The following is a 21187-nucleotide window of genomic DNA, read 5'->3' as shown; positions in this document are numbered from 1 at the left end:
CACTGATTAAGGTTGTTTCATGACCACTGAGCAAAAAAAGATTAACTTATTAGATTTAAACCGAGATGCAATGCGCGAGTTATTTGTATCGTTCGGTGAAAAGCCATTCCGTGGCGATCAGGTGATGAAATGGATTTATCATTTTGGCGTTGATAACTTTGACGAAATGAGCAACGTTAACAAAAAGCTGAAAGAAAAACTAAAAGCAGAATGTGAAATTGTCGCGCCTGAAATCACCGTACGCCAACAAGCCAGTGACGGTACAATCAAGTACGCGCTGATACTTGAAGGCGGCCAAGAAGTTGAAGCCGTGTGGATCCCAGAAAAAGAACGTGCCACCTTGTGTGTATCATCGCAAGTTGGTTGTGCGCTTGAATGTACATTTTGCTCAACAGCGCAGCAAGGGTTTAACCGTAACTTAAAAGTATCTGAAATTATCGGCCAAGTTTGGCGTGTGGCCAAAGACATAGGCCTTGATGGCAACAGTGAAAAGCGTCCGGTCACCAACGTCGTTATGATGGGCATGGGCGAGCCATTGCTTAATCTTAAAAACGTAGTTCCGGCAATGGAATTAATGATGGACGATTGGGGTTTTGGTTTATCTAAACGCCGCGTTACTTTAAGTACCTCTGGTGTGGTGCCTGCACTTGATTTATTGAAAGAAAAAATCGACGTTGCATTGGCTATTTCTCTACACGCACCTGATAACGCATTACGTGATATTTTAGTGCCAATCAATAAAAAATACCCAATTGAAGAGTTTTTAGCGGCGTGTCGTCGTTACATTGATGGCTCTAAAGCCAATAAAGATGTGACCATTGAGTATGTGATGCTAAATGGCATTAACGACAGCACAGATCAAGCCCATGAATTAGTTAAAACACTCAAAGGCACACCATCTAAAGTGAACCTTATCCCGTTTAACCCATTCCCAGGTAACGAATATACACGCTCTAGTAACAGCCGTATTGACCGCTTTTCAAAAGTGCTACAAGCAGCAGGTATTACCTGTATTGTTCGTCGTACTCGCGGTGATGATATTGATGCGGCCTGCGGCCAGTTAGTTGGTGATGTAGTTGACCGTACAAAACGTTTAGCGAAAAAGAAAATGCGCGACGATAATGCGATTGCGGTTAATATCCACCAAGCATAATCTGTTGTCGTGAATCAAAAGCCCTTAGCGCTGCTTTATTTTTAAATAAATGATGCAAGATAAGGGCTTTTCGGTAATATAGGTGCATGGACAATAATAAAGAGAAGAAGTAATGCGATCTTTACTTGCTTTAACTATCAGTGCACTCGCTTTAACAGGGTGTGTAACTGAAAATAGTTATGATGGCAATGACAAACCAGTCGTTGAAAATAAAATCAATAATACCGGCGCAGCACGTACCCGAATAGCCTTAGCATTAGAATATTTAAGCACTGGTAATAGCTCGCAAGCAAAGTATAACCTCGAACGCGCCGCGTCTTTCTCTCCTGATCTTCCTGAAGTCCATTATTCATTTGCTTATTATTACCAACAAGTCGGCGAAAACGTACAAGCCGATAAAGCCTATCAAAAAGCAATAAAAATTGATCCCAATGATCCTAATACCCGAAATAACTACGGGGTATTTTTATGCGGTATTGACGAGTACGACCGCGCCACAGAACAACTACTCAAAGCCATTGCCATCCCAAGTTATATACGAGTAGCAGAAAGTTATGAAAATTTAGCTCTGTGCGCCATTGAGTTTGATGATTTTGATAACGCTGAAAAATATTTCAAATCGGCCATTAATCACAGTTCAATGCGTGCCTCATCACTGATCAGTTTAGCCGCTTTGTATTACGCTAAAAGTGATTTACATAGAGCAAAAGAAATACTCGAGCGTTATGAGAATAGTGGTCAAGTATCGTCTCGCTCATTGCTATTAAGCTATTTAGTTGAGCAGCGCATGGGCCACATTGAAAAAGCCGAAACCACTGCGGCAATGATATTGCAAACCTACCCAACCTCAAGTGAAGCGGGGATCATTCGCGAGCAAAAAATCAAACGTAGTGAGTTTGAAATACTGCGCTCGCAATACCGCCAAGCAAAATTAGATGAGCTACAAGCAAATAGCCCTGCGGGAGAGGTGATTTCGGCACCCAAAATACGCATTGTAAAAAAGAAAAAAGCGCCAGCAACTAGTACGTCGGCGCAAAGTATCACAACGCCAACAATGGCCGTTAAAAATAACAATGCAAGCAGCAATGAATTAACTGCCGCGTTGCTAACCTCACCGGTTACGCCAACGCAAAGCACCGCATCACAAAGTAGCCAGCAAAGCCAAGCAACAGTATCAACACCTGTCGATACGAGTGGTATTTTGGCGGCTTTAAGTACCACAGCAATAACAACGCCAGTGCAAACAAACGTTGATACTACCGCTGTACAGATCAGTGCTCCAGCAAACAATAATGATCCTGCCGCAGTAATGTCTGCTCTGGTGGTCGCACAAACACCAAACAATCCAGCTGTAAATTCAACTCAAGCGACGGACATTGCATCATTAGCCTCTGAGGAGGCTGTTGCTAAAGCATTGGCAATACCAACTGTGCATTTAGCAACAGCGCCCACAGCGACTGCCGCAACGCCTCCCCAAACGCTTGCTCGCAGCAGTAAAGCACAAGATGGTGTAAAAATTGTTTCTTTTGGTGCGCCCACGGATAGCCAAGCAGTTGCAAATAACAGACAAGCTTCAACCCCAAGCCAAGCACAATTTAGTGAGCAATTAACGGATGACGAAAAGGTGGTTTTTTACCAGCCAAAACGCAACGCCGCCGTCTTCGCAGAGTCTGGATATAGCCCTACACCTGAGATCCGTTTTCAAGATCCGCAACAAAATACTCACGCACCGTTGCTAAATTCGCGGATCCCACAATTAACGACGCCTTACCATGTTTTGCAAGATGGTGAAAACCTATTTAGCATTTCAGTACGATACAATGTTAAACTACAGAAATTACTCCAATGGAATGGTCTGAAAGAATCTGATCGGGTGGTCAATGGGACGAAAATTTATCTCAACGATCCCAACATTTATTACGAAATTAACGTCGGTGATACTTTGTATAGTATTGCCACCAAGCGTCGCTTGTTAATTGATCAGTTAATGCGATGGAATAAATTAAGCCCGGATGTTGCACTTAAACCTGGGCATAGACTGTTACTAGTGGACCCTGAATCATACTCATTATGAATGATGAAAATACGGAATCAACAACGCTCACTCTTGGCCAAACTTTAAAAAGTAGCCGCGAGCAAGCGAATGTCAGCTTAGAAGAGTTGGCAAAAAATTTAAAATTATCGGTGTTGCAATTACAACGTCTTGAGAATGACGAACACCAATTAATCGGCCCTGCTACCTTTGTTAAAGGTTATGCAAAAAGTTATTGTCGCGCCTTTAATTTAGATACTGCGGCCGTTTTAGCGCTGTTCCCTGAACCTCAGGAAACCGTTAAAAAAACCAACATGCAAAGCTTTTCTAGACGAACAGAAAAAGAAGCCCATGATAGTCGGTTGATGCTGGTGAGTTACGTTATTCTGGCAATTGTTATTGGTTCATCCGCATTATGGTGGTGGCAAAATTCAACCCCTCTTGACGAACAAGTTGTAACGCAATCTTTAAATAGCTTTGCCGAAGAGACAGTTGCAGTCGCACAGGCAGAGCCTGACGTGGCGTCGAACAGTCTGTTAGAACAAGCTGGTCCTGATGAATCGATTGATGACCCCACTGCGGCGCAAATTATGGAGCAACAAGCCGATACCGAACTAGACGTTGCCCCGAGCGAAACGTCAAACGAGGCACAAAATGATGGCCTTGGCACCATAGTTATGCATTTCAATGAAGAAAGTTGGGTTGAAGTTCATGACGGCAAAGGTGATAAAGTGGCGTTTGGTGTTAAAAAAGCGGGTTATGATATGACTTTATCAGGTCATCTGCCTTTTTCTATCGTGCTTGGTAAGCATCAAGCTGTTGATATCACTCTTGACGGTGAAAAGATTGATATTTCCAGTTTCCCAAAAAATCGTTTAGCCAAATTTAATTTACCGTTAACAGAGTAGTCACTATGTTTTCAGAATCTCCCATTAAACGCAGAAAATCTACCCGCATCAATGTGGGTAACGTACCGATCGGTGATGGCGCCCCTATTGCCGTGCAATCAATGACCAACACCGATACCATGGATGTTGATGCAACTGTTGCACAAATTCAAGCTATTCAAGATGCCGGCGCCGATATAGTGCGTGTTTCCGTGCCGACTATGGACGCCGCCGAAGCATTTAGAAGCATAAAAGAACAAGTCACCATTCCACTGGTTGCAGATATTCACTTTGATTATCGTATTGCTTTGCAAGTAGCAAAGTATGGTGTTGATTGTTTACGTATTAATCCTGGCAACATTGGCAGTGAAGAGCGTATTCGCGCGGTAGTCGATGCTGCCCGTGAGCACAACATTCCAATTCGTATTGGTGTTAATGGCGGCTCATTAGAGCGTGATTTACAAGAAAAGTACGGCGAACCAACGCCTGAAGCGTTACTTGAATCAGCCATGCGCCATGTAAATATTTTGCGCCGTTTAGATTTTGATCAATTTAAAATATCAGTAAAAGCTTCTGATGTGTTTTTAGCTGTGGGAGCATATCGCTTACTTGCTAAAGAAATTGACCAACCTCTGCACTTGGGGATCACAGAAGCAGGCGGTATGCGTTCAGGCTCAGTGAAATCAGCTGTAGGCTTAGGTATGTTACTTGCCGAAGGTATCGGCGATACACTGCGAGTATCTTTGGCGGCTGATCCAGTGCAAGAGATCAAAGTCGGTTTTGATATTTTAAAATCACTGCGCATTCGCTCTCGCGGGATTAACTTTATTGCCTGTCCGAGCTGTTCACGTCAAGAGTTTGATGTGGTTAGTACCATGAACCAACTTGAAGAGCGTTTGGAAGATATCATCGAACCGGTATCAGTATCGGTTATTGGTTGTGTGGTCAATGGACCTGGCGAAGCGTTAGTGAGTGATATTGGTTTAGCTGGTGCAAACCGTCGCTCGGGCCTTTATATTAATGGCGAACGTCAAAAAGCCCGAATTGATAACAACAATATTGTTGATCAACTCGAAGGCTATGTACGCGACTTTATCGCACAAAAAGAAAAACAGACCCCTATCGACATTAAAATCGTCGAATAAATACAATATAGTCGGCAAACAAAGCCGTTTGCCGTTTACCTTTATAGCTAGAACGCTATAATGACGGGTCAATTTTTAGCATTCTTGTTGTGTAGTCATCTTTTATTACGCAAAAAACAGTTTTTAGGATTTAGCAGTGGCAAAACAAATTCAGGCAATACGTGGAATGAACGATTGTCTGCCGGGCGATACCCAAGTTTGGCAGAAAGTAGAAAACATCTTACGCGAGACAGTAGCATCGTTCGGTTATCAAGAAATTCGTTTTCCAATTGTAGAATCAACCGATCTTTTTAAACGCTCAATTGGTGAAGTCACCGATATCGTTGAAAAAGAAATGTACACCTTCGCCGACAATAATGGCGACAGCTTAACACTTCGTCCTGAAGGTACCGCTGTATGTGTACGTGCTGGTAATCAAAACGGCTTACTGTATAACCAAGAGCAACGCCTTTGGTATATGGGCCCAATGTTTCGTCATGAACGTCCGCAAAAAGGTCGCTATCGTCAGTTTCACCAATTTGGTTTAGAAACCTTCGGTATTGCCAGCGCTGATATTGACGCTGAAGTGATTTTACTGACGGCGCAATTATGGCAACAATTTGGCATCAGCGAACATGTTCGTTTAGAGCTTAATTCTTTAGGTTCAAACGAAGCTCGCGCGCAGTACCGTGATGCACTTGTGGCATATCTTGAGCAACATATTGATGCACTAGACGAAGACTCAAAACGTCGTATGTACAGCAACCCACTGCGCGTGCTAGATAGCAAAAACCCTGATGTACAAGCGGTTTTAGTTGATGCACCAAAACTGTCTGAACACTTAGATGCTGAATCAAAAGAACATTTTGAAAATTTATGTGAACGTTTAGACGCCGCAGGCGTCATATACACGGTTAATGAAAAGTTAGTCCGTGGCCTTGATTACTATAACCGCACTGTTTTTGAGTGGGTTACAGATAGCCTCGGCTCACAAGGTACTGTATGTGCAGGTGGCCGTTATGATGGCTTAGTTGAGCAATTAGGTGGCAAAGCAACGCCAGCTGTGGGCTTTGCTATGGGTCTGGAACGTTTAGTGTTAATGTTACAAGCATTGGAATGTGTTGGTGACATTCGTCGTAACGCTGATGTATATTTGGCAGCGATGGGCGACAAAGCCAGCATTCAAGCCCCTATTATCGCAGCTAAATTACGTGCTGAAGTACCTGGCTTACGTATCATGGTCCATGCCGGTGGCGGTAACTTTAAGAAACAACTTAAACGCGCAGATAAAAGCGATGCACTCGTTGCACTGATTATCGGCGAAGATGAATTAGAACAAGGCGTAGTGACAGTTAAGTATTTACGTGAGCGTAAAGAACAGGTCACCTTAGAATTAGAACAAATTAAAACGCTTTTAGCTGAGCTAATAAACAGCTAAAAAAGACGAGGTAGTAATGGATATTTATTCAACAGAAGAACAACAAGCTGAAGCGATCAAACGTTTTTTTCGTGAAAATGGTGTATCACTGGCGCTAGGTGTAGTGCTTGGTTTAGGTGGCCTGTATGGCTGGAAAGCATATAACCAAAATCAAATTACAACTGCTGAAAGTGCCTCTGATGCATATACTCAGCTGGTTGAAGGTGGCGAAGTATTAGGTTCGGCAGATACATTTATCGCAGAGCACAAAGATACTAACTACAGCGCACTTGCAGCCTTTGTTGCTGCTAAAGAAGCCGTAGAAAAAGGTCAACTTGATGTAGCCAGTGAAAAGCTCAGCTGGATAATGAATAATGTTACCAATGCAGATTTAAAAGCAACGGCGACCACCCGTTTAGCTCGCGTGCAAATAGCACAGCAGCAATACGACCAAGCTTTAACAACGCTTAACGCTAAACTTGCAGATTCATTCACTGCAACAGTCGCTGAGCTTAAAGGTGATATATACACAGCTCAAGGCGATGCAAATCAAGCTCGCACCGCTTATCAGACTGCTGCAGATGCGGGCGGTCTGGAGAATAACCCATTATTGCAAATCAAACTTGATGACTTAGCAGTAACTAGCCCAACGGCGTAAGGGGTTACCATGAAAAAATTAACAGCGGCAACCATAGCGCTATGTATGGCAACCTTAGTCGGTTGTTCATCAAGCGATGACGAAGACGAACTGGTATTGCCTGAAATCGTTAATCAGTTTGAAACCAAAGTAATTTGGCAAGAAAGCATTGGTGACGGTGTTGAACATTACTTTTCTCGGCTAACACCGGCGGTATATAAAGACCGTGTTTTTGTAGCAAGCCGCGCTGGTAAAGTCGAAGCGCTATCGCTTGAAAACGGTAATACTCTTTGGGAGACGGATGTTCGCGAAAATTTGACCTTTTGGCCATGGCAAAGCGACATTAGTGCAAAATTATCCGGTGGTATTTTACAAGCTTATGGTAAAATTTTTATCGGCTCTGAGCATGGTTATTTAGTTGCCCTTGACCGTGAAACGGGTGATGTTGTTTGGCGCAAAAAAGTTCCCGGTGAAGTGTTATCAAAACCAGCTGCCGGTGATGGCCTTATATATGTTAACCTAGGCTCAGGTAAATTATTAGCCCTTCACCCTGATACCGGTGAAGAGCGTTGGAGTCATGAGCAAGAAGTACCCGCATTAACACTACGCGGACAAAGCTCTCCGACCGTTGCTAACGGCGGTGTATTAGTTGGCCTTGAAACAGGCAAGTTAAGTGTACTTATCTCTGATAGTGGTTACTCTGCGTGGAGTGCTGAAATTGCTACAGCAAAAGGCGCATCAGAATTCGAACGTTTAGTGGATGTTGATACACAACCTCTGATCAGTGGTCCTTATGCGTATGCTATTGCCTATAATGGTAACTTAGCAGCTGTAGATATTCGCTCTGGTAATGTTGTCTGGAAACGCGAATACAGCAGTTACCGTGAAATTGCCATGGATACCCAAACTATTTACGTAGTAGATAGTAATGGTGTTGTTTATGGATTAGATAAAACCTCTGGCATTGAACGCTGGAGTCAGCCAGCCCTTCGTGGTTGGTACTTAACAGGGCCTGCGGTAGCAGGAAATTACTTAGCCATGGGTGACCAAGAAGGTAATCTACATTGGCTGAATAAAGAATCAGGCGAACTTGTATCGCGTGAAGACTTCGACAGTTCAGGCTTTTTTATTGAGCCAATTGTTGCTGACGACAAACTGATTTTATACACCCGAGATGGTGAAGTTAGTGCGGTAAAAATACCGGACTAATTTGCTAAATAACTATAAGTTATTAATAGTTAATTTATTTTTTTAAGGCTTCGCTATGCGAAGCCTTTTGTTGTTTTTTTAAGAGGTAGTTTATGCTTCCCGTGATCGCTCTAGTTGGGCGACCCAATGTGGGCAAATCCACATTATTTAACCGTTTAACACGTACGCGTGATGCACTCGTTGCCGATTTTCCAGGCTTAACGCGAGATCGAAAATATGGCCAAGCTAATTACGATGGCTATGAATTTATCGTGGTAGACACGGGCGGTATTGATGGCTCTGAAGAAGGCATCGAGATCGAAATGGCTGATCAATCGCTACTGGCGATTGAAGAAGCCGACATCGTATTATTCTTAGTTGATGCACGCGTAGGTATGACAGTAGCTGATCAAGCTATTGCCAACCATTTACGTAAACAAGAAAAGAAAAGCTTTGTTGTTGCCAATAAAACTGATGGTATTGATGCTGACTCAAATTGTGCTGAGTTTTACCAATTGTCACTGGGTGAAGTACATCATATTGCAGCCGCTCATGGCCGTGGTATTACCTTGTTACTTGAACACACCTTACAGCCTTTGCTTGCAGAGCTGAGTGCGCAAAATGATGATGGTAAAGGCGATGACGACGAGTTAATCGATTTATATTCTGAAGATGATGAAGATTCTACAGCGCATGAAGCATTTGCAGATAAGCCAGTAAAACTCGCTATTATCGGTCGTCCTAACGTAGGTAAGTCAACACTGACTAACCGTATATTAGGTGAAGAACGCGTTATTGTTTATGATATGCCGGGCACAACCCGCGATTCTATTTATATTCCAATGACTCGTAACGAAAAAGAATACGTGTTGATCGACACCGCTGGTGTACGTAAACGCAAAAAAGTCAGCGATGTGGTTGAGAAATTCTCAGTGATCAAAACCCTCCAAGCAATCGAAGATTGTAACGTGGTGCTATTGGTTGTAGATGCCCGCGCTGGCATTTCGGATCAAGATTTAAGCTTACTTGGTTTTGCCTTAAATTCTGGCCGCTCACTGGTTATTGCTGTGAATAAATGGGATGGCCTTGATGATTACGTGAAAGATCGTATTAAATCGGAGCTTGACCGTCGCTTAGGCTTTATTGACTTTGCACGCTTACACTTTATCTCAGCTTTACATGGTACAGGTGTTGGTCATTTGTTTGAGTCAATTGACGAAGCTTATGAATCAGCAACTAAGCGTATTAGCACTGCTATGCTGCGCCGTATCATGGATATGGCACAAGCTGATCACCAGCCGCCACTGGTTCGTGGTCGCCGTGTTAAGCTTAAATACGCGCACGCGGGTGGTTATAACCCACCACGTATCGTAATTCACGGTAACCAAGTACATGATTTACCAGATAGCTATAAACGCTACCTAATGAACTACTATCGTAAAGCATTAAAAATTATGGGCACGCCTATCAAAATCGAGTTTAGAGAAGGTGATAACCCATTTGCAGGACGTACTAATAAAGTGACTCTTTCGCAAAAACGTAAGATCCGCGCATTTAGTAAAGAAAACCGCAATAAATGATATAAGCTGTAAGCTGTAAGCTGTAAGCTGTAAGCTGTAAGCTGTAAGCTGTAAGCTGTAAGCTGTAAGCTGTAAGCTGTAAAATTGAACCTTGTTGGGCACACCCTTACAAGGTTTTTTTATGTGTAAATTAAATAACAACTTTTATCACAAAGTATAATCATAAAAAGCAGTGCAGTTTTACGCTTATAATCCTTCATATTCAGCTTCCCTTGGCTTTAAAATTTGCTTTCTACATTTAACCATACTCCAACAATCCGTTTCGGGTACACCGTAATACCACGCTCTAAAAATCGGTTGATACTTTTCAATTACCCGTTGTTGCATACGTTTTGAAAAATGGGGTAAGTAAAAAGTTTTGATCACCGTAATGTGCCTTTTAATCGTCTTTCCTAAATTAAAGCGCTCTTGCCAAAGCTGCATTTTTCCATTGAAATGCTCATTACTATCTGGTGCCGCGTTCTGCATCATCACTTTGCCCTGCTCGGCCCAGCCAGCTACTTTTTTCATTTGTTCAGTAAACGGCTTAACGGTAAACGTGATATGAATAGGGTCATCAGCATCGGTGGGCGCAAAACCTCGCGTAAATACATTGTAGTGATAATTAGGATGAGTAACCTTAAAAAGAATTGTTGCATAGGCATTGGGCTGCAATAAATCCAAACGCTCCCGTGGGAAGGTAATTGGCTCGTTAGCATGCGTGGTTTTTAAGTATCTATAACCAGAGTCAATACCACAACTACTGTGACCACACGACTCTGTGTACACAGACTCTATTAAAAAAGGGAATTCTGGCACTGAGCCATCCTCTGTTTCAATCGTCACAACAATGGGCCCACGATAACCATGAGCCTTATCGAATACCGTAGTGCAACTTGTTGTCAAAAAACACGCCAGTAGCACACAGTAAAATTGCAGTGCAGTTTTACGCTTATAATCCTTCATATTCAGCCTTCCTTGGTTTTAAAATTTGCTTTCTACAGTCAACCATATCCCAACAATCCGTTTCGGGTACACCGTAATACCACGCTCTAAAAATCGGTTGATACTTTTCAATTACCCGTTGTTGCATACGTTTTGAAAAATGGGGTAAGTACATAGTTTTGATCACCGTAATGTGCCTTGTAATCATATCTCCTAAATTAAAGCGCGCTTGGCGATACCTAATGTCTGCTTTTTTATATTCTCTGCTATCAGGTGTAAAGTTTTGCATGTCTTGCTTAGGGCCAGTCGCCCAGCCAGCTACTTTTTTCATTTGTTCAGTAAACGGCTTAACGGTAAACGTGATATGAATAGGGTCATCAGCATCGGTGGGCGCAAAACCTCGCGTAAATACATTGTAGTGATAATTAGGATGAGTAACCTTAAAAAGAATTGTTGCATAGGCATTGGGCTGCAATAAATCCAAACGCTCCCGTGGGAAGGTAATTGGCTCGTTAGCATGCGTGGTTTTTAAGTATCTATAACCAGAGTCAATACCACAACTACTGTGACCACACGACTCTGTGTACACAGACTCTATTAAAAAAGGGAATTCTGGCACTGAGCCATCCTCTGTTTCAATCGTCACAACAATGGGCCCACGATAACCATGAGCCTTATCGAATACCGTAGTGCAACTTGTTGTCAAAAAACACGCCAGTAGCACACAGTAAAATTGCAGTGCAGTTTTACGCTTATAATCCTTCATATTCAGCCTTCCTTGGTTTTAAAATTTGCTTTCTACAGTCAACCATATCCCAACAATCCGTTTCGGGTACACCGTAATACCACGCTCTAAAAATCGGTTGATACTTTTCAATTACCCGTTGTTGCATACGTTTTGAAAAATGGGGTAAGTAAAAAGTTTTGATCACCGTAATGTGCCTTGTGATCATATCTCCTAAATTAAAGCGCGCTTGGCGATACCTAATGTCTGCTTTTTTATATTCTCTGCTATCAGGTGTAAAGTTTTGCATGTCTTGTTTAGGGCCAGTCGCCCACCCAGCTACTTTTTTCATTTGTTCAGTAAACGGCTTAACGGTAAACGTGATATGAATGGGGTCATCAGCATCGGTGGGCGCAAAACCTCGTGTAAATACATTGTAGTGATAATTAGGATGAGTAACCTTAAAAAGAATTGTTGCATAGGCATTGGGCTGCAATAAATCCAAACGCTCCCGTGGGAAGGTAATTGGCTCGTTAGCATGCGTGGTTTTTAAGTATCTATAACCAGAGTCAATACCACAACTACTGTGACCACACGACTCTGTGTACACAGACTCTATTAAAAAAGGGAATTCTGGCACTGAGCCATCCTCTGTTTCAATCGTCACAACAATGGGCCCACGATAACCATGAGCCTTATCGAATACCGTAGTGCAACTTGTTGTCAAAAAACACGCCAGTAGCACACAGTAAAATTGCAGTGCAGTTTTACGCTTATAATCCTTCATATTCAGCCTTCCTTGGTTTTAAAATTTGCTTTCTACAGTCAACCATATCCCAACAATCCGTTTCGGGTACACCGTAATACCACGCTCTAAAAATCGGTTGATACTTTTCAATTACCCGTTGTTGCATACGTTTTGAAAAATGGGGTAAGTAAAAAGTTTTGATCACCGTAATGTGCCTTGTGATCATATCTCCTAAATTAAAGCGCGCTTGGCGATACCTAATGTCTGCTTTTTTATATTCTCTGCTATCAGGTGTAAAGTTTTGCATGTCTTGTTTAGGGCCAGTCGCCCACCCAGCTACTTTTTTCATTTGTTCAGTAAACGGCTTAACGGTAAACGTGATATGAATAGGGTCATCAGCATCGGTGGGCCCAAAGCCTCGCGGAAATCCGCCTTGGTGATAATTAGGATGGGTAACCGTAAACTCAATCGATGCATAGGCATTGGGTTGTAATAAATCCAAACGCTCGCGTGGGAAGGTAATTGGCTCATTAGCATAGGCAGTTTTAAAATATTTATAACCAAAATCAATACCACAACTACTATGACCACACGACTCTGAATAGGCCGACTTTATCAAAAAAGGGAATTCTGGCACTGAGCCATCCTCTGTTTCAATCGTCACAACAATGGGCCCACGATAGCCATGAGCCTTATCGAATACCGTAGTGCAACTTGTTGTCAAAAAACACGCCAGTAGCACACAGTAAAATTGCAGTGCAGTTTTACGCTTATAATCCTTCATATTCAGCTTCCCTTGGCTTTAAAATATGTTCTTGGCAAGTCATTTTGTTCCAACAATCCGTTTCAGGTACGCCGTAATACCACGCTCTAAAAATCGGTTGATACTTTTCAATTACCCGTTGTTGCATACGTTTTGAAAAATGGGGTAAGTAAAAAGTTTTGATCACCGTAATGTGCCTTGTGATCATATCTCCTAAATTAAAGCGCGCTTGGCGATACCTAATGTCTGCTTTTTTATATTCTCTGCTATCAGGTGTAAAGTTTTGCATGTCTTGTTTAGGGCCAGTCGCCCACCCAGCTACTTTTTTCATTTGTTCAGTAAACGGCTTAACGGTAAACGTGATATGAATAGGGTCATCAGCATCGGTGGGCCCAAAGCCTCGCGGAAATCCGCCTTGGTGATAATTAGGATGGGTAACCGTAAACTCAATCGATGCATAGGCATTGGGTTGTAATAAATCCAAACGCTCGCGTGGGAAGGTAATTGGCTCATTAGCATAGGCAGTTTTAAAATATTTATAACCAAAATCAATACCACAACTACTATGACCACACGACTCTGAATAGGCCGACTTTATCAAAAAAGGGAATTCTGGCACTGAGCCATCCTCTGTTTCAATCGTCACAACAATGGGCCCACGATAGCCATGAGCCTTATCGAATACCGTAGTGCAACTTGTTGTCAAAAAACACGCCAGTAGCACACAGTAAAATTGCAGTGCAGTTTTACGCTTATAATCCTTCATATTCAGCTTCCCTTGGCTTTAAAATATGTTCTTGGCAAGTCATTTTGTTCCAACAATCCGTTTCAGGTACGCCGTAATACCACGCTCTAAAAATCGGTTGATACTTTTCAATTACCCGTTGTTGCATACGTTTTGAAAAATGGGGTAAGTAAAAAGTTTTGATCACCGTAATGTGCCTTTTAATCGTCTTTCCTAAATTAAAGCGCTCTTGCCAAAGCTGCATTTTCCCATTGAAATGCTCATTACTATCTGGTGCCGCGTTCTGCATCATCACTTTGCCCTGCTCGGCCCAGCCAGCTACTTTTTTCATTTGTTCAGTAAACGGCTTAACGGTAAACGTGATATGAATAGGGTCATCAGCATCGGTGGGCCCAAAGCCTCGCGGAAATCCGCGGTGGTGATAATTAGGATGGGTAACCGTAAACTCAATCGATGCATAGGCATTGGGTTGTAATAAATCCAAACGCTCGCGTGGGAAGGTAATTGGCTCATTAGCATAGGCAGTTTTAAAATATTTATAACCAAAATCAATACCACAACTACTATGACCACACGACTCTGAATAGGCCGACTTTATCAAAAAAGGAAATTCTGGCACTGAGCCATCCTCTGTTTCAATCGTCACAACAATGGGCCCACGATAACCATGCGCTTTATCAAATACCGTAGTGCAACTTGTTGTCAAAAAACACGCCAGTAGCACACAGTAAAATTGCAGTACAGTTTTACGCTTATAATCCTTCATATTCAGCTTCCCTTGGCTTTAAAATTTGCTTTCTACATTTAACCATACTCCAACAATCCGTTTCAGGTACGCCGTAATACCAGGCTCTAAAAATCGGTTGATACTTTTCAATTACGCGTTGTTGCATACGTTTTGAAAAATGGGGTAAGTAAAAAGTTTTGATCACCGTAATGTGCCTTGTAATCGTCGCCCCCAAATTAAAGCGCTCTTGCCAAAGCTGCATTTTCCCATTGAAATGCTCATTACTATCTGGTGCCGCGTTCTGCATCATCACTTTGCCCTGCTCGGCCCAGCCAGCTACTTTTTTCATTTGTTCAGTAAACGGCTTAACGGTAAACGTGATATGAATAGGGTCATCAGCATCGGTGGGCCCAAAGCCTCGCGGAAATCCGCGGTGGTGATAATTAGGATGGGTAACCGTAAACTCAATCGATGCATAGGCGTTGGGCTGTAATAAATCCAAACGCTCGCGTGGGAAGGTAATTGGCTCATTAGCATAGGCAGTTTTAAAATATTTATAACCAAAATCAATACCACAACTACTATGACCACACGACTCTGAATAGGCCGACTTTATCAAAAAAGGGAATTCTGGCACTGAGCCATCCTCTGTTTCAATCGTCACAACAATGGGCCCACGATAGCCATGAGCCTTATCGAATACCGTAGTGCAACTTGTTGTCAAAAAACACGCCAGTAGCACACTCATGTACATTACTAAATTTTTCACACTATTAACCTTCTATTTTAATAATTATTTAGCGCTAATAATGGGGTTGTCGGCACTGCCACTAATTTGGTAGCCATAAATAGTGGCAAGTTGCGCCAGCTCAGGCGATAAAACAAGGCCGTTGTCTGTATCAAACAATAGCCCTAACTCTTTTAATAAATCAGCTTTATTGTTTTTTAAAATATAACCAAGCGCTTCATCTCTTTCATAGCGAGTCATGCTTTTATTAAAGGTATTGCGAATAAGCTGGCTTTTATTTGTACCGCTTGCGCGCTTAAAATTGATGTAACGTTCGCCTAGTTCGAGTAGGCTCTTATCAAGGCCAACATTGGAAAAGTTGGCCTTTAAATAACTCATATTTGCAACCTCAGCAAGCCCCAGCAGCGTAAGTAACTGCGTATCAAAACCATAATTGTCAATAATGGACTGATTAAGTGCAGCAGTTAGCTGCGCAATTGCTGCGCTATCATCAATGCTACTTAATTTGCCAAACACCCAGCTTGCAGGCCCTCTAAAAATAGGGTGCCCTTTTTCACTGGCAAAAAAGCTAACTCTGTCTTTAACAGCATTGTTAGGATGTAAAGTAAAATACATCAGCGCTTCACGTAATCTAAGCCCACCTATTTCATCACTATTTAAATAGGTAACAAAAAAAGATTCAGCGCCTGCATTCGGGCCTGCTGACAAAATATTTAAACTAATACTTTTATGGACAATGGCTGTTTTATCTGTGCCCGCCGCGAGTAACTGCATTTCATTTTGCAGATAATCATACAATTTATATTCGTAAATATGGTTTGTTAGACCCATTTAGCTATTTAATATTGCACCCAATACTTCATCTAATTCTGTTGTATTAGGATTCGGTTTTTCACGCTCAGTATTATTACTCGTTTCAGCCGCGTTTAACTGCTCAACTAAATTGGGGATTTGACTAAGCCCGTTATCGGACTGGCTGGAAAGTTGCTTGATTTGAGAGTCAACAGCACCAATATCTGACACTGTGACAGCTGCCAAATTGATACTTGTAATTAAAAGAAGAAGTGAAGTTAATTTTAAAATAAAACTAACACGAAATTGACTATTAAAACCAATCATCCTGAATGTACCATATTATTATTTCCGTATAATTAAAGAATAAAAAATATACTCGGTTAAATTTAGAGTAACAGCTCAATGTTACAATGAAAAACTATTCATTCACATAAAAACAAACAAAAAAACAAAAAACCAACCTTAAATACTAGGTACATTCTAAAAAGAAATACTCAATCCGAATAGAATAAAAAACAAATCGATTAAAAAACTTTTCTAACAAATGAAGCGTGCTTAATTACCAAGAATATTAACCTAAGAGTTGAAGTCAGTTATTATTCTAAACTTATTAGTAAAAAAGTGTGATTATGAATAAATAGCAGCAGTACTAAATAGTACAGCTGTGTTGCAAATTGACCTAAATGATGGCTATTTTATTGACAACCCATTTTAAGTGTTTAGTTTTACCTGATGTCGCAAATCTCAGGAAACTGTGCTTTATTTAAAAGATGTAAACTTAAATAGAGCCATCAATGGAATTAATTAATCAGGTTATCTATGTTGATAACGTTGAAGAAACCTTAGACTTTTATTATCAAGCGTTTGGTTTTGGCACCGATGCCCTCAGCGATGATGCCGAATATGGTGAGCTTGCCACAGGCGATATAAAAATTGCTTTTGCGAATCACCCATCTGCTCAAGCCCATTTTAAGCAAGGTTATATCCGTGCTCACCCAAAGCAACCAGCGCTAGGTTTTGAGCTGCGCTTTAGCTGTACTAATCTCAGTGAAAGTTATGATAAAGCAGTGCTTGCTGGCGCAGAGCCTCTTTGCCCCCCTAGCTGTAGAGGAACTCAATATTATGCCTACGTAAGAGCCATTGAAGGTACTTTGATCTGCTTAGTACAAGCCTAGCCCTTCATCAAAACAGCATTAAAGTTTAACTTTGTAGCAATATAAGCCACACGCAACTGTCATCTAATTTCCTTATCTTAGCGGTAATTTAAATAAGGAGATTAATATGAATACATTACTACTAACATTGATGCTACTAAGCCCAACTGAAGCGCTAGTGACTGAACAAATCAAACTGCAAACCACTGAAACACTTAAAGTTATGCAAATTGAACAGCAGACACAGTTGAAAACACAAGTCATCGCCTCATTAGAAAATATAGAATTGATATTGCCTGTGGTTGTTGATAAGCAAACTTTAGCGAAAGTACAAAACGTAAAACAGCAACTTAACCAAGACTAAGTTGCTCTGCAGAGTTAGTCCAAAAACGAAGCTAAAGCGATTTCAACTAAACTCTCGGTATTTTTGTTGTGGTTTTTCTTAATACCTCGCTGGCTAAATCGATTAGTCGGTATTTCAAAATGTATAATACCAATCGACTTAAATATTTAACCATTCTAGTGAGCTAAATAAAGCGCTAACTGCGTTATAATTTTTTCAAGTAGAACAACTACATGTCAAAATTTACGCCTTGTTATCACTCCATTTATCTGTCGCTATAAATGGTCAGTAACTTAACACGATTGGTATAAAACCATGATTATTGGCTTGCTGGTTCACTAGTAATTGTTTTTCTTTCGCTGTTAAGTGATTGTCGTGAATTTTATTAAGTTCTTTTGGATCTAGCCAAATACCCGCACAACTTGGGCACTCATCAATTTCGACCACATGAAGAGGTGTAAAGAAGCGCCGCATCATCACGATACTCGGGCACTTAGGACAATTAATTCGTGCCGTTAAATCAACGTCTGTGTCAGGTAAAGCAGCCAAGTGCTCAGCAAGCACCAGCGCTCTTTTTAAAGATGGATCACTAAAATTAAAAATCTGGCGATTATCAAAAAATACCCCGCCATTGGCGGATGAGAAAACCTCGATCCCCCCGACCATTAGTTTAGTGAGTTCTATATTTGTCCTTGGGCAGCGCATATCCAGTTCCTTTGCATTTTATTACTCATCGCAGTGAGATATTAACTCGGTGCAAGCGCCTTTTCAATTAGCGGTATTAACGGCGCTGGTAAAGTAATATTACCCGCCAACACAAAGTCATGTGCCTCAGTAGACATTTTTTGCCACGTACGTTGCAAAATCCCAATCCACTTTTGCTCATCGTAGTCTGGTTTTGTTTGCACAAATGCCAACATGTAATACTCAACAAACACTAAACTTGCGATATCTTCTACCAATTGACTATCAGGATTACGCTTGATTTGTTTTTTCGCAACCGCTGCATATACTCGTTGCTGATCAACATCAGAACAACCAACTTGCTGCATTAATTCAACCACAGTACTGGCATGAAAAACATACAACGCACTGCGCCACTGATGATAGCCTTGTTTACCCATTGGAAAGTGACTTCGCGGCGAACACCAACGCTTTATGTGTTGTGCTCTCACAGCAATATGCATTAGCTCATCAGCATCAGGTTTAAAACGGTTTAACATCTGCGTCATACGCTCTGAATATAAACGCTCTTTAGGCCACACTTTACCTGCATAGTGTTCTTGATTAGGATCCTGACTATTTGCTTCATCAATTAACGCGATTACTTGCTCAAACATTAGTTTAGTCATCATTCTTAGATTTATAGGCTATTTTAATCAGCTCATTTGTAATTAGCTAGTTGAAAATATTACGAGTTATTTATTGTTACTTTATTACTGAGCATCAATGAATTAGGAACTAAATGACGACAGCCATCGGTCTGTAAAGTAATATATCTGAGGTTTAAATCGCCCACTACACCTTTACAGCTTGCGACCTCGATGTTGTCGCCTAATTTAATTGGACGGTAAAGCACAATCATTATCCCTGCAACGAGATTTGAAATTGCATCTTTAAGCGCAAACCCTAGAGCAAACCCAGTTAAACCCAAGCCAGCGACTAAACCAGTTACATCAAAATCAAGCTTAGAGAGCGCTAATATAGTGCCAATAAAAATCAAAATCGCTTTTTGTGAGTTTGAAATTAAACGAAACGATTCCGCGGCATGGCCATCAAAACGACGTTCAACCTTCTTCAGTGCCAAGTGAAAAACTAAACTTAAAACAATACAGCCAACAAATACCAAAATAGCAGCAATAATTTTTTCATTCATAGATAAGCGCCATATTAAATAAACCAGCTCTTTAGTTAATAGATTTACTAACAGATTAATTCATTGAGCAAAGCTGTGTCTAAATTAGTTAAACTGAGTGAGATCAACTGCTAATGAATGCTTGGGCTTTTCAATCATGCGGGCAAGTTCTATATCACCCTCTTTTACTATAATTGTCGCGGTGTACTTTAACTGATGTGCTTTTGCAATGCCTTTATCATCTTGCTTATCGAATCCTACCGCCACTAATTTTAAACTTTTTAATGTTAACTGAGATTGCTTAATCAGCTTTAACAATCTTGGTACTTCACGTTCGCTGTCATGGCACCAAGTACCAAACAGCACTAGTATATCTTTACCAGCTAGTTTCTTGATTGTATTTAATTCGTGTTGAGACGGTTTAAAACTATCGTACTGCTGCTCGAAGCCGTTGTAATTTTTTAATAAATTAGCAGCACTGATCTGCCCGACTAAAGGCTCTTGTGCGGCAAAACTAACACTGCATAGCAACAAAAACCCTATCATTACAACCTGTTTCAACATACTTTTCTCTTATTGATTGAGCACTTAAAAATTGACTAAATTTTCAGAGATGTGGATAAATTAGCAACTAAGATACCGTTATTGAAAACCTAATCACGCAGCATAACGATGCTTGAGTAATATTAGCACTTTACTGCGAGTAATTGCTTTAAACTATCGGGAACAAATTTACGCTGTGCTGTAATGGCATAAAAATGCTCGTAAGCATCAGGTAAGCGCTGGTACTCAATTAATACCCCTTGCTCTATTTCATCTTTTACCACCACCGATGGTAATACCGATAATGCCCCACTATCACGTGCCAGTAATCGCAGCATCGCCATATCATCGGCTTCTGCTTTAATTTCTGGTTTGTATTGCCAGCGAGCACACAATGCATTAAATGAGTCCCTTATTGCCGACGTTTTACTGGGTAATACCCATTGTGCGTTTTCATAGCCAATTGGAAACTCACTACTGATTTTACCATCAGCAGGCCCTACGATAGCCAACGGTTGACGCGAAACTAACTGGCTTTGCCATAACTCATTATGATGCTCTGTTCCTACGGGTTTATTTGTCAGTACTAAATCTAATTCATGCTCCGCCAAACCATTTAGCAAACCATCCATACGCCGTGCGGTTAAAGAAAAAGTGACCGAGGAAGAGCTTAACAATGGATTGATAAATTCTTCAATAAAATTTCGCGATAGCGTATTTAAGACTCCAATAGAAAGGTGTTGTTTTTCAGCAATTGCACCTTTGCTCAAAAACGAAGATAACTCTTCACCAGTGCTAAAAATGTCGTTGGCATAGGCTAATACACGTTTACCCATATCTGTAAGCTCTAAGCTTCGGCCTTTTCGCTCAAACAAATTAACGTTAATCGTGTGCTCAAGTTGCTTTATTTGGGTTGATAGAGCCGATTGCGAAATATGCAGCTCTTTAGCAGCTTGCGTTAGATTACCTAGCAACGCGACTCGCCAAAAATAATAAAGATGATGATAATTAAGTCGGCTCATGAATAGTTAACTTAAATAGAACGTTTAGATAGATTATATCTATTTTTTTTCGCCTTTCAACTTTGTCATACTAGGTCC

At 41.1% G+C, this 21187-nt stretch carries 23 protein-coding genes and 1 pseudogene; 10 read left to right on the top strand and 14 right to left on the bottom strand.

The window, feature by feature from the left end:
* Positions 1 to 19: 19 nt before the first annotated feature.
* From rlmN to der, 8 genes are all read left to right on the top strand, one after another.
* The gene (gene rlmN, locus PVK79_RS07570) at positions 20 to 1153 is read left to right on the top strand and encodes a dual-specificity RNA methyltransferase RlmN (protein WP_145239689.1); all 1134 of its coding nucleotides are present in this window, start codon (positions 20 to 22) and stop codon (positions 1151 to 1153) included.
* Positions 1154 to 1265: 112 nt separating this feature from the next.
* Positions 1266 to 3227, top strand: a complete 1962-nt coding sequence (gene pilW, locus PVK79_RS07565; protein ID WP_257326803.1) for a type IV pilus biogenesis/stability protein PilW — start codon at positions 1266 to 1268, stop codon at positions 3225 to 3227.
* Positions 3224 to 4093 carry a RodZ domain-containing protein gene (locus PVK79_RS07560; protein WP_257326802.1) on the top strand — a complete coding sequence of 290 codons (870 nt, stop codon included), beginning with the start codon at positions 3224 to 3226 and terminating at the stop codon, positions 4091 to 4093. The genes pilW and PVK79_RS07560 overlap by 4 nt, the downstream gene beginning before the upstream one ends.
* Before the next feature lie 5 nt (positions 4094 to 4098).
* Positions 4099 to 5217 (top strand): flavodoxin-dependent (E)-4-hydroxy-3-methylbut-2-enyl-diphosphate synthase, encoded by a 1119-nt coding sequence (gene ispG, locus PVK79_RS07555; RefSeq protein ID WP_145239699.1) that lies wholly within the window; start codon positions 4099 to 4101, stop codon positions 5215 to 5217.
* Positions 5218 to 5353: 136 nt separating this feature from the next.
* Positions 5354 to 6634 carry a histidine--tRNA ligase gene (gene hisS, locus PVK79_RS07550; RefSeq protein ID WP_145239702.1) on the top strand — a complete coding sequence of 427 codons (1281 nt, stop codon included), beginning with the start codon at positions 5354 to 5356 and terminating at the stop codon, positions 6632 to 6634.
* 16 nt (positions 6635 to 6650) lie between these two features.
* On the top strand, positions 6651 to 7271 hold the full coding sequence (locus tag PVK79_RS07545) for a YfgM family protein (protein WP_145239705.1): 621 nt from the start codon (positions 6651 to 6653) through the stop codon (positions 7269 to 7271).
* 9 nt (positions 7272 to 7280) lie between these two features.
* The gene (gene bamB / locus PVK79_RS07540) at positions 7281 to 8459 is read left to right on the top strand and encodes an outer membrane protein assembly factor BamB (protein ID WP_182757529.1); all 1179 of its coding nucleotides are present in this window, start codon (positions 7281 to 7283) and stop codon (positions 8457 to 8459) included.
* A gap of 92 nt (positions 8460 to 8551) precedes the next feature.
* A complete protein-coding gene (gene der, locus PVK79_RS07535; protein WP_145239710.1) occupies positions 8552 to 10018 on the top strand; it encodes a ribosome biogenesis GTPase Der in 1467 nt (488 codons plus the stop codon).
* A gap of 186 nt (positions 10019 to 10204) precedes the next feature.
* Here der and PVK79_RS07530 read toward each other — a convergent pair whose 3' ends face one another.
* The 9 genes from PVK79_RS07530 to PVK79_RS07490 are packed head-to-tail and all read right to left on the bottom strand — an operon-like array spanning position 10205 to position 16516.
* Positions 10205 to 10963, bottom strand: coding sequence for a hypothetical protein (locus PVK79_RS07530; protein WP_257326801.1), 759 nt, complete (start codon positions 10961 to 10963; stop codon positions 10205 to 10207).
* Complete coding sequence (locus PVK79_RS07525; protein WP_257326800.1) at positions 10950 to 11708, bottom strand: hypothetical protein; 759 nt, start codon at positions 11706 to 11708, stop codon at positions 10950 to 10952. The genes PVK79_RS07530 and PVK79_RS07525 overlap by 14 nt, the downstream gene beginning before the upstream one ends.
* Positions 11695 to 12453: a hypothetical protein gene (locus PVK79_RS07520; protein ID WP_257326799.1), complete on the bottom strand. Its 759-nt coding sequence runs from the start codon at positions 12451 to 12453 to the stop codon at positions 11695 to 11697. Before PVK79_RS07520 ends, PVK79_RS07525 begins: the two co-directional genes overlap by 14 nt.
* Positions 12440 to 13198 carry a hypothetical protein gene (locus tag PVK79_RS07515; protein ID WP_257326798.1) on the bottom strand — a complete coding sequence of 253 codons (759 nt, stop codon included), beginning with the start codon at positions 13196 to 13198 and terminating at the stop codon, positions 12440 to 12442. The genes PVK79_RS07520 and PVK79_RS07515 overlap by 14 nt, the downstream gene beginning before the upstream one ends.
* Positions 13185 to 13943, bottom strand: a complete 759-nt coding sequence (locus tag PVK79_RS07510; RefSeq protein WP_257326797.1) for a hypothetical protein — start codon at positions 13941 to 13943, stop codon at positions 13185 to 13187. The genes PVK79_RS07515 and PVK79_RS07510 overlap by 14 nt, the downstream gene beginning before the upstream one ends.
* Positions 13930 to 14688 (bottom strand): hypothetical protein, encoded by a 759-nt coding sequence (locus tag PVK79_RS07505; RefSeq protein WP_257326796.1) that lies wholly within the window; start codon positions 14686 to 14688, stop codon positions 13930 to 13932. The genes PVK79_RS07510 and PVK79_RS07505 overlap by 14 nt, the downstream gene beginning before the upstream one ends.
* Positions 14675 to 15418: a hypothetical protein gene (locus PVK79_RS07500; protein ID WP_257326795.1), complete on the bottom strand. Its 744-nt coding sequence runs from the start codon at positions 15416 to 15418 to the stop codon at positions 14675 to 14677. The genes PVK79_RS07505 and PVK79_RS07500 overlap by 14 nt, the downstream gene beginning before the upstream one ends.
* Before the next feature lie 24 nt (positions 15419 to 15442).
* Positions 15443 to 16228, bottom strand: coding sequence for a hypothetical protein (locus PVK79_RS07495; protein ID WP_257326794.1), 786 nt, complete (start codon positions 16226 to 16228; stop codon positions 15443 to 15445).
* The gene (locus PVK79_RS07490) at positions 16229 to 16516 is read right to left on the bottom strand and encodes a hypothetical protein (protein WP_257326793.1); all 288 of its coding nucleotides are present in this window, start codon (positions 16514 to 16516) and stop codon (positions 16229 to 16231) included.
* Between the two features lie 470 nt (positions 16517 to 16986).
* Between PVK79_RS07490 and PVK79_RS07485 the strand changes: the two genes are divergently transcribed.
* Complete coding sequence (locus PVK79_RS07485) at positions 16987 to 17367, top strand: VOC family protein (RefSeq protein ID WP_182732414.1); 381 nt, start codon at positions 16987 to 16989, stop codon at positions 17365 to 17367.
* Positions 17368 to 17473: 106 nt separating this feature from the next.
* Positions 17474 to 17710, top strand: a complete 237-nt coding sequence (locus tag PVK79_RS07480; RefSeq protein ID WP_182732413.1) for a hypothetical protein — start codon at positions 17474 to 17476, stop codon at positions 17708 to 17710.
* 279 nt (positions 17711 to 17989) lie between these two features.
* Here the strand turns inward: PVK79_RS07480 and PVK79_RS07475 are convergent.
* The 5 genes and pseudogenes from PVK79_RS07475 to PVK79_RS07455 all read right to left on the bottom strand — a co-directional run.
* A pseudogene (locus tag PVK79_RS07475) lies at positions 17990 to 18394 on the bottom strand (TFIIB-type zinc ribbon-containing protein); the annotation flags it as partial.
* A gap of 41 nt (positions 18395 to 18435) precedes the next feature.
* Complete coding sequence (locus PVK79_RS07470; protein ID WP_257326792.1) at positions 18436 to 19029, bottom strand: DUF4202 domain-containing protein; 594 nt, start codon at positions 19027 to 19029, stop codon at positions 18436 to 18438.
* Between the two features lie 71 nt (positions 19030 to 19100).
* On the bottom strand, positions 19101 to 19565 hold the full coding sequence (locus tag PVK79_RS07465) for a mechanosensitive ion channel family protein (protein WP_257326791.1): 465 nt from the start codon (positions 19563 to 19565) through the stop codon (positions 19101 to 19103).
* A gap of 84 nt (positions 19566 to 19649) precedes the next feature.
* Complete coding sequence (locus PVK79_RS07460) at positions 19650 to 20108, bottom strand: TlpA family protein disulfide reductase (RefSeq protein WP_182732410.1); 459 nt, start codon at positions 20106 to 20108, stop codon at positions 19650 to 19652.
* A 122-nt stretch (positions 20109 to 20230) separates the two neighbouring features.
* On the bottom strand, positions 20231 to 21109 hold the full coding sequence (locus PVK79_RS07455) for a LysR family transcriptional regulator (RefSeq protein WP_182732409.1): 879 nt from the start codon (positions 21107 to 21109) through the stop codon (positions 20231 to 20233).
* Positions 21110 to 21187 lie beyond the last annotated feature (78 nt).

The sequence above is a fragment of the Pseudoalteromonas rhizosphaerae genome (assembly GCF_028885455.1).
Lineage (GTDB): Bacteria > Pseudomonadota > Gammaproteobacteria > Enterobacterales > Alteromonadaceae > Pseudoalteromonas > Pseudoalteromonas rhizosphaerae.
This window is presented reverse-complemented; position numbering and strand designations above follow the sequence as displayed.

Bases quoted from the DNA above. Each gene is read 5' to 3' on its own strand.
- rlmN (WP_145239689.1), top strand. From the start codon at position 20: ATGACCACTGAGCAAAAAAAGATTAACTTATTAGATTTAAACCGAGAT.
- pilW (WP_257326803.1), top strand. From the start codon at position 1,266: ATGCGATCTTTACTTGCTTTAACTATCAGTGCACTCGCTTTAACAGGG.
- PVK79_RS07560 (WP_257326802.1), top strand. From the start codon at position 3,224: ATGAATGATGAAAATACGGAATCAACAACGCTCACTCTTGGCCAAACT.
- ispG (WP_145239699.1), top strand. From the start codon at position 4,099: ATGTTTTCAGAATCTCCCATTAAACGCAGAAAATCTACCCGCATCAAT.
- PVK79_RS07545 (WP_145239705.1), top strand. From the start codon at position 6,651: ATGGATATTTATTCAACAGAAGAACAACAAGCTGAAGCGATCAAACGT.
- bamB (WP_182757529.1), top strand. From the start codon at position 7,281: ATGAAAAAATTAACAGCGGCAACCATAGCGCTATGTATGGCAACCTTA.
- der (WP_145239710.1), top strand. From the start codon at position 8,552: ATGCTTCCCGTGATCGCTCTAGTTGGGCGACCCAATGTGGGCAAATCC.
- PVK79_RS07530 (WP_257326801.1), bottom strand. From the start codon at position 10,963: ATGAAGGATTATAAGCGTAAAACTGCACTGCAATTTTACTGTGTGCTA.
- PVK79_RS07525 (WP_257326800.1), bottom strand. From the start codon at position 11,708: ATGAAGGATTATAAGCGTAAAACTGCACTGCAATTTTACTGTGTGCTA.
- PVK79_RS07520 (WP_257326799.1), bottom strand. From the start codon at position 12,453: ATGAAGGATTATAAGCGTAAAACTGCACTGCAATTTTACTGTGTGCTA.
- PVK79_RS07515 (WP_257326798.1), bottom strand. From the start codon at position 13,198: ATGAAGGATTATAAGCGTAAAACTGCACTGCAATTTTACTGTGTGCTA.
- PVK79_RS07510 (WP_257326797.1), bottom strand. From the start codon at position 13,943: ATGAAGGATTATAAGCGTAAAACTGCACTGCAATTTTACTGTGTGCTA.
- PVK79_RS07505 (WP_257326796.1), bottom strand. From the start codon at position 14,688: ATGAAGGATTATAAGCGTAAAACTGTACTGCAATTTTACTGTGTGCTA.
- PVK79_RS07495 (WP_257326794.1), bottom strand. From the start codon at position 16,228: ATGGGTCTAACAAACCATATTTACGAATATAAATTGTATGATTATCTG.
- PVK79_RS07490 (WP_257326793.1), bottom strand. From the start codon at position 16,516: ATGATTGGTTTTAATAGTCAATTTCGTGTTAGTTTTATTTTAAAATTA.
- PVK79_RS07485 (WP_182732414.1), top strand. From the start codon at position 16,987: ATGGAATTAATTAATCAGGTTATCTATGTTGATAACGTTGAAGAAACC.
- PVK79_RS07480 (WP_182732413.1), top strand. From the start codon at position 17,474: ATGAATACATTACTACTAACATTGATGCTACTAAGCCCAACTGAAGCG.
- PVK79_RS07470 (WP_257326792.1), bottom strand. From the start codon at position 19,029: ATGTTTGAGCAAGTAATCGCGTTAATTGATGAAGCAAATAGTCAGGAT.
- PVK79_RS07465 (WP_257326791.1), bottom strand. From the start codon at position 19,565: ATGAATGAAAAAATTATTGCTGCTATTTTGGTATTTGTTGGCTGTATT.
- PVK79_RS07460 (WP_182732410.1), bottom strand. From the start codon at position 20,108: ATGTTGAAACAGGTTGTAATGATAGGGTTTTTGTTGCTATGCAGTGTT.
- PVK79_RS07455 (WP_182732409.1), bottom strand. From the start codon at position 21,109: ATGAGCCGACTTAATTATCATCATCTTTATTATTTTTGGCGAGTCGCG.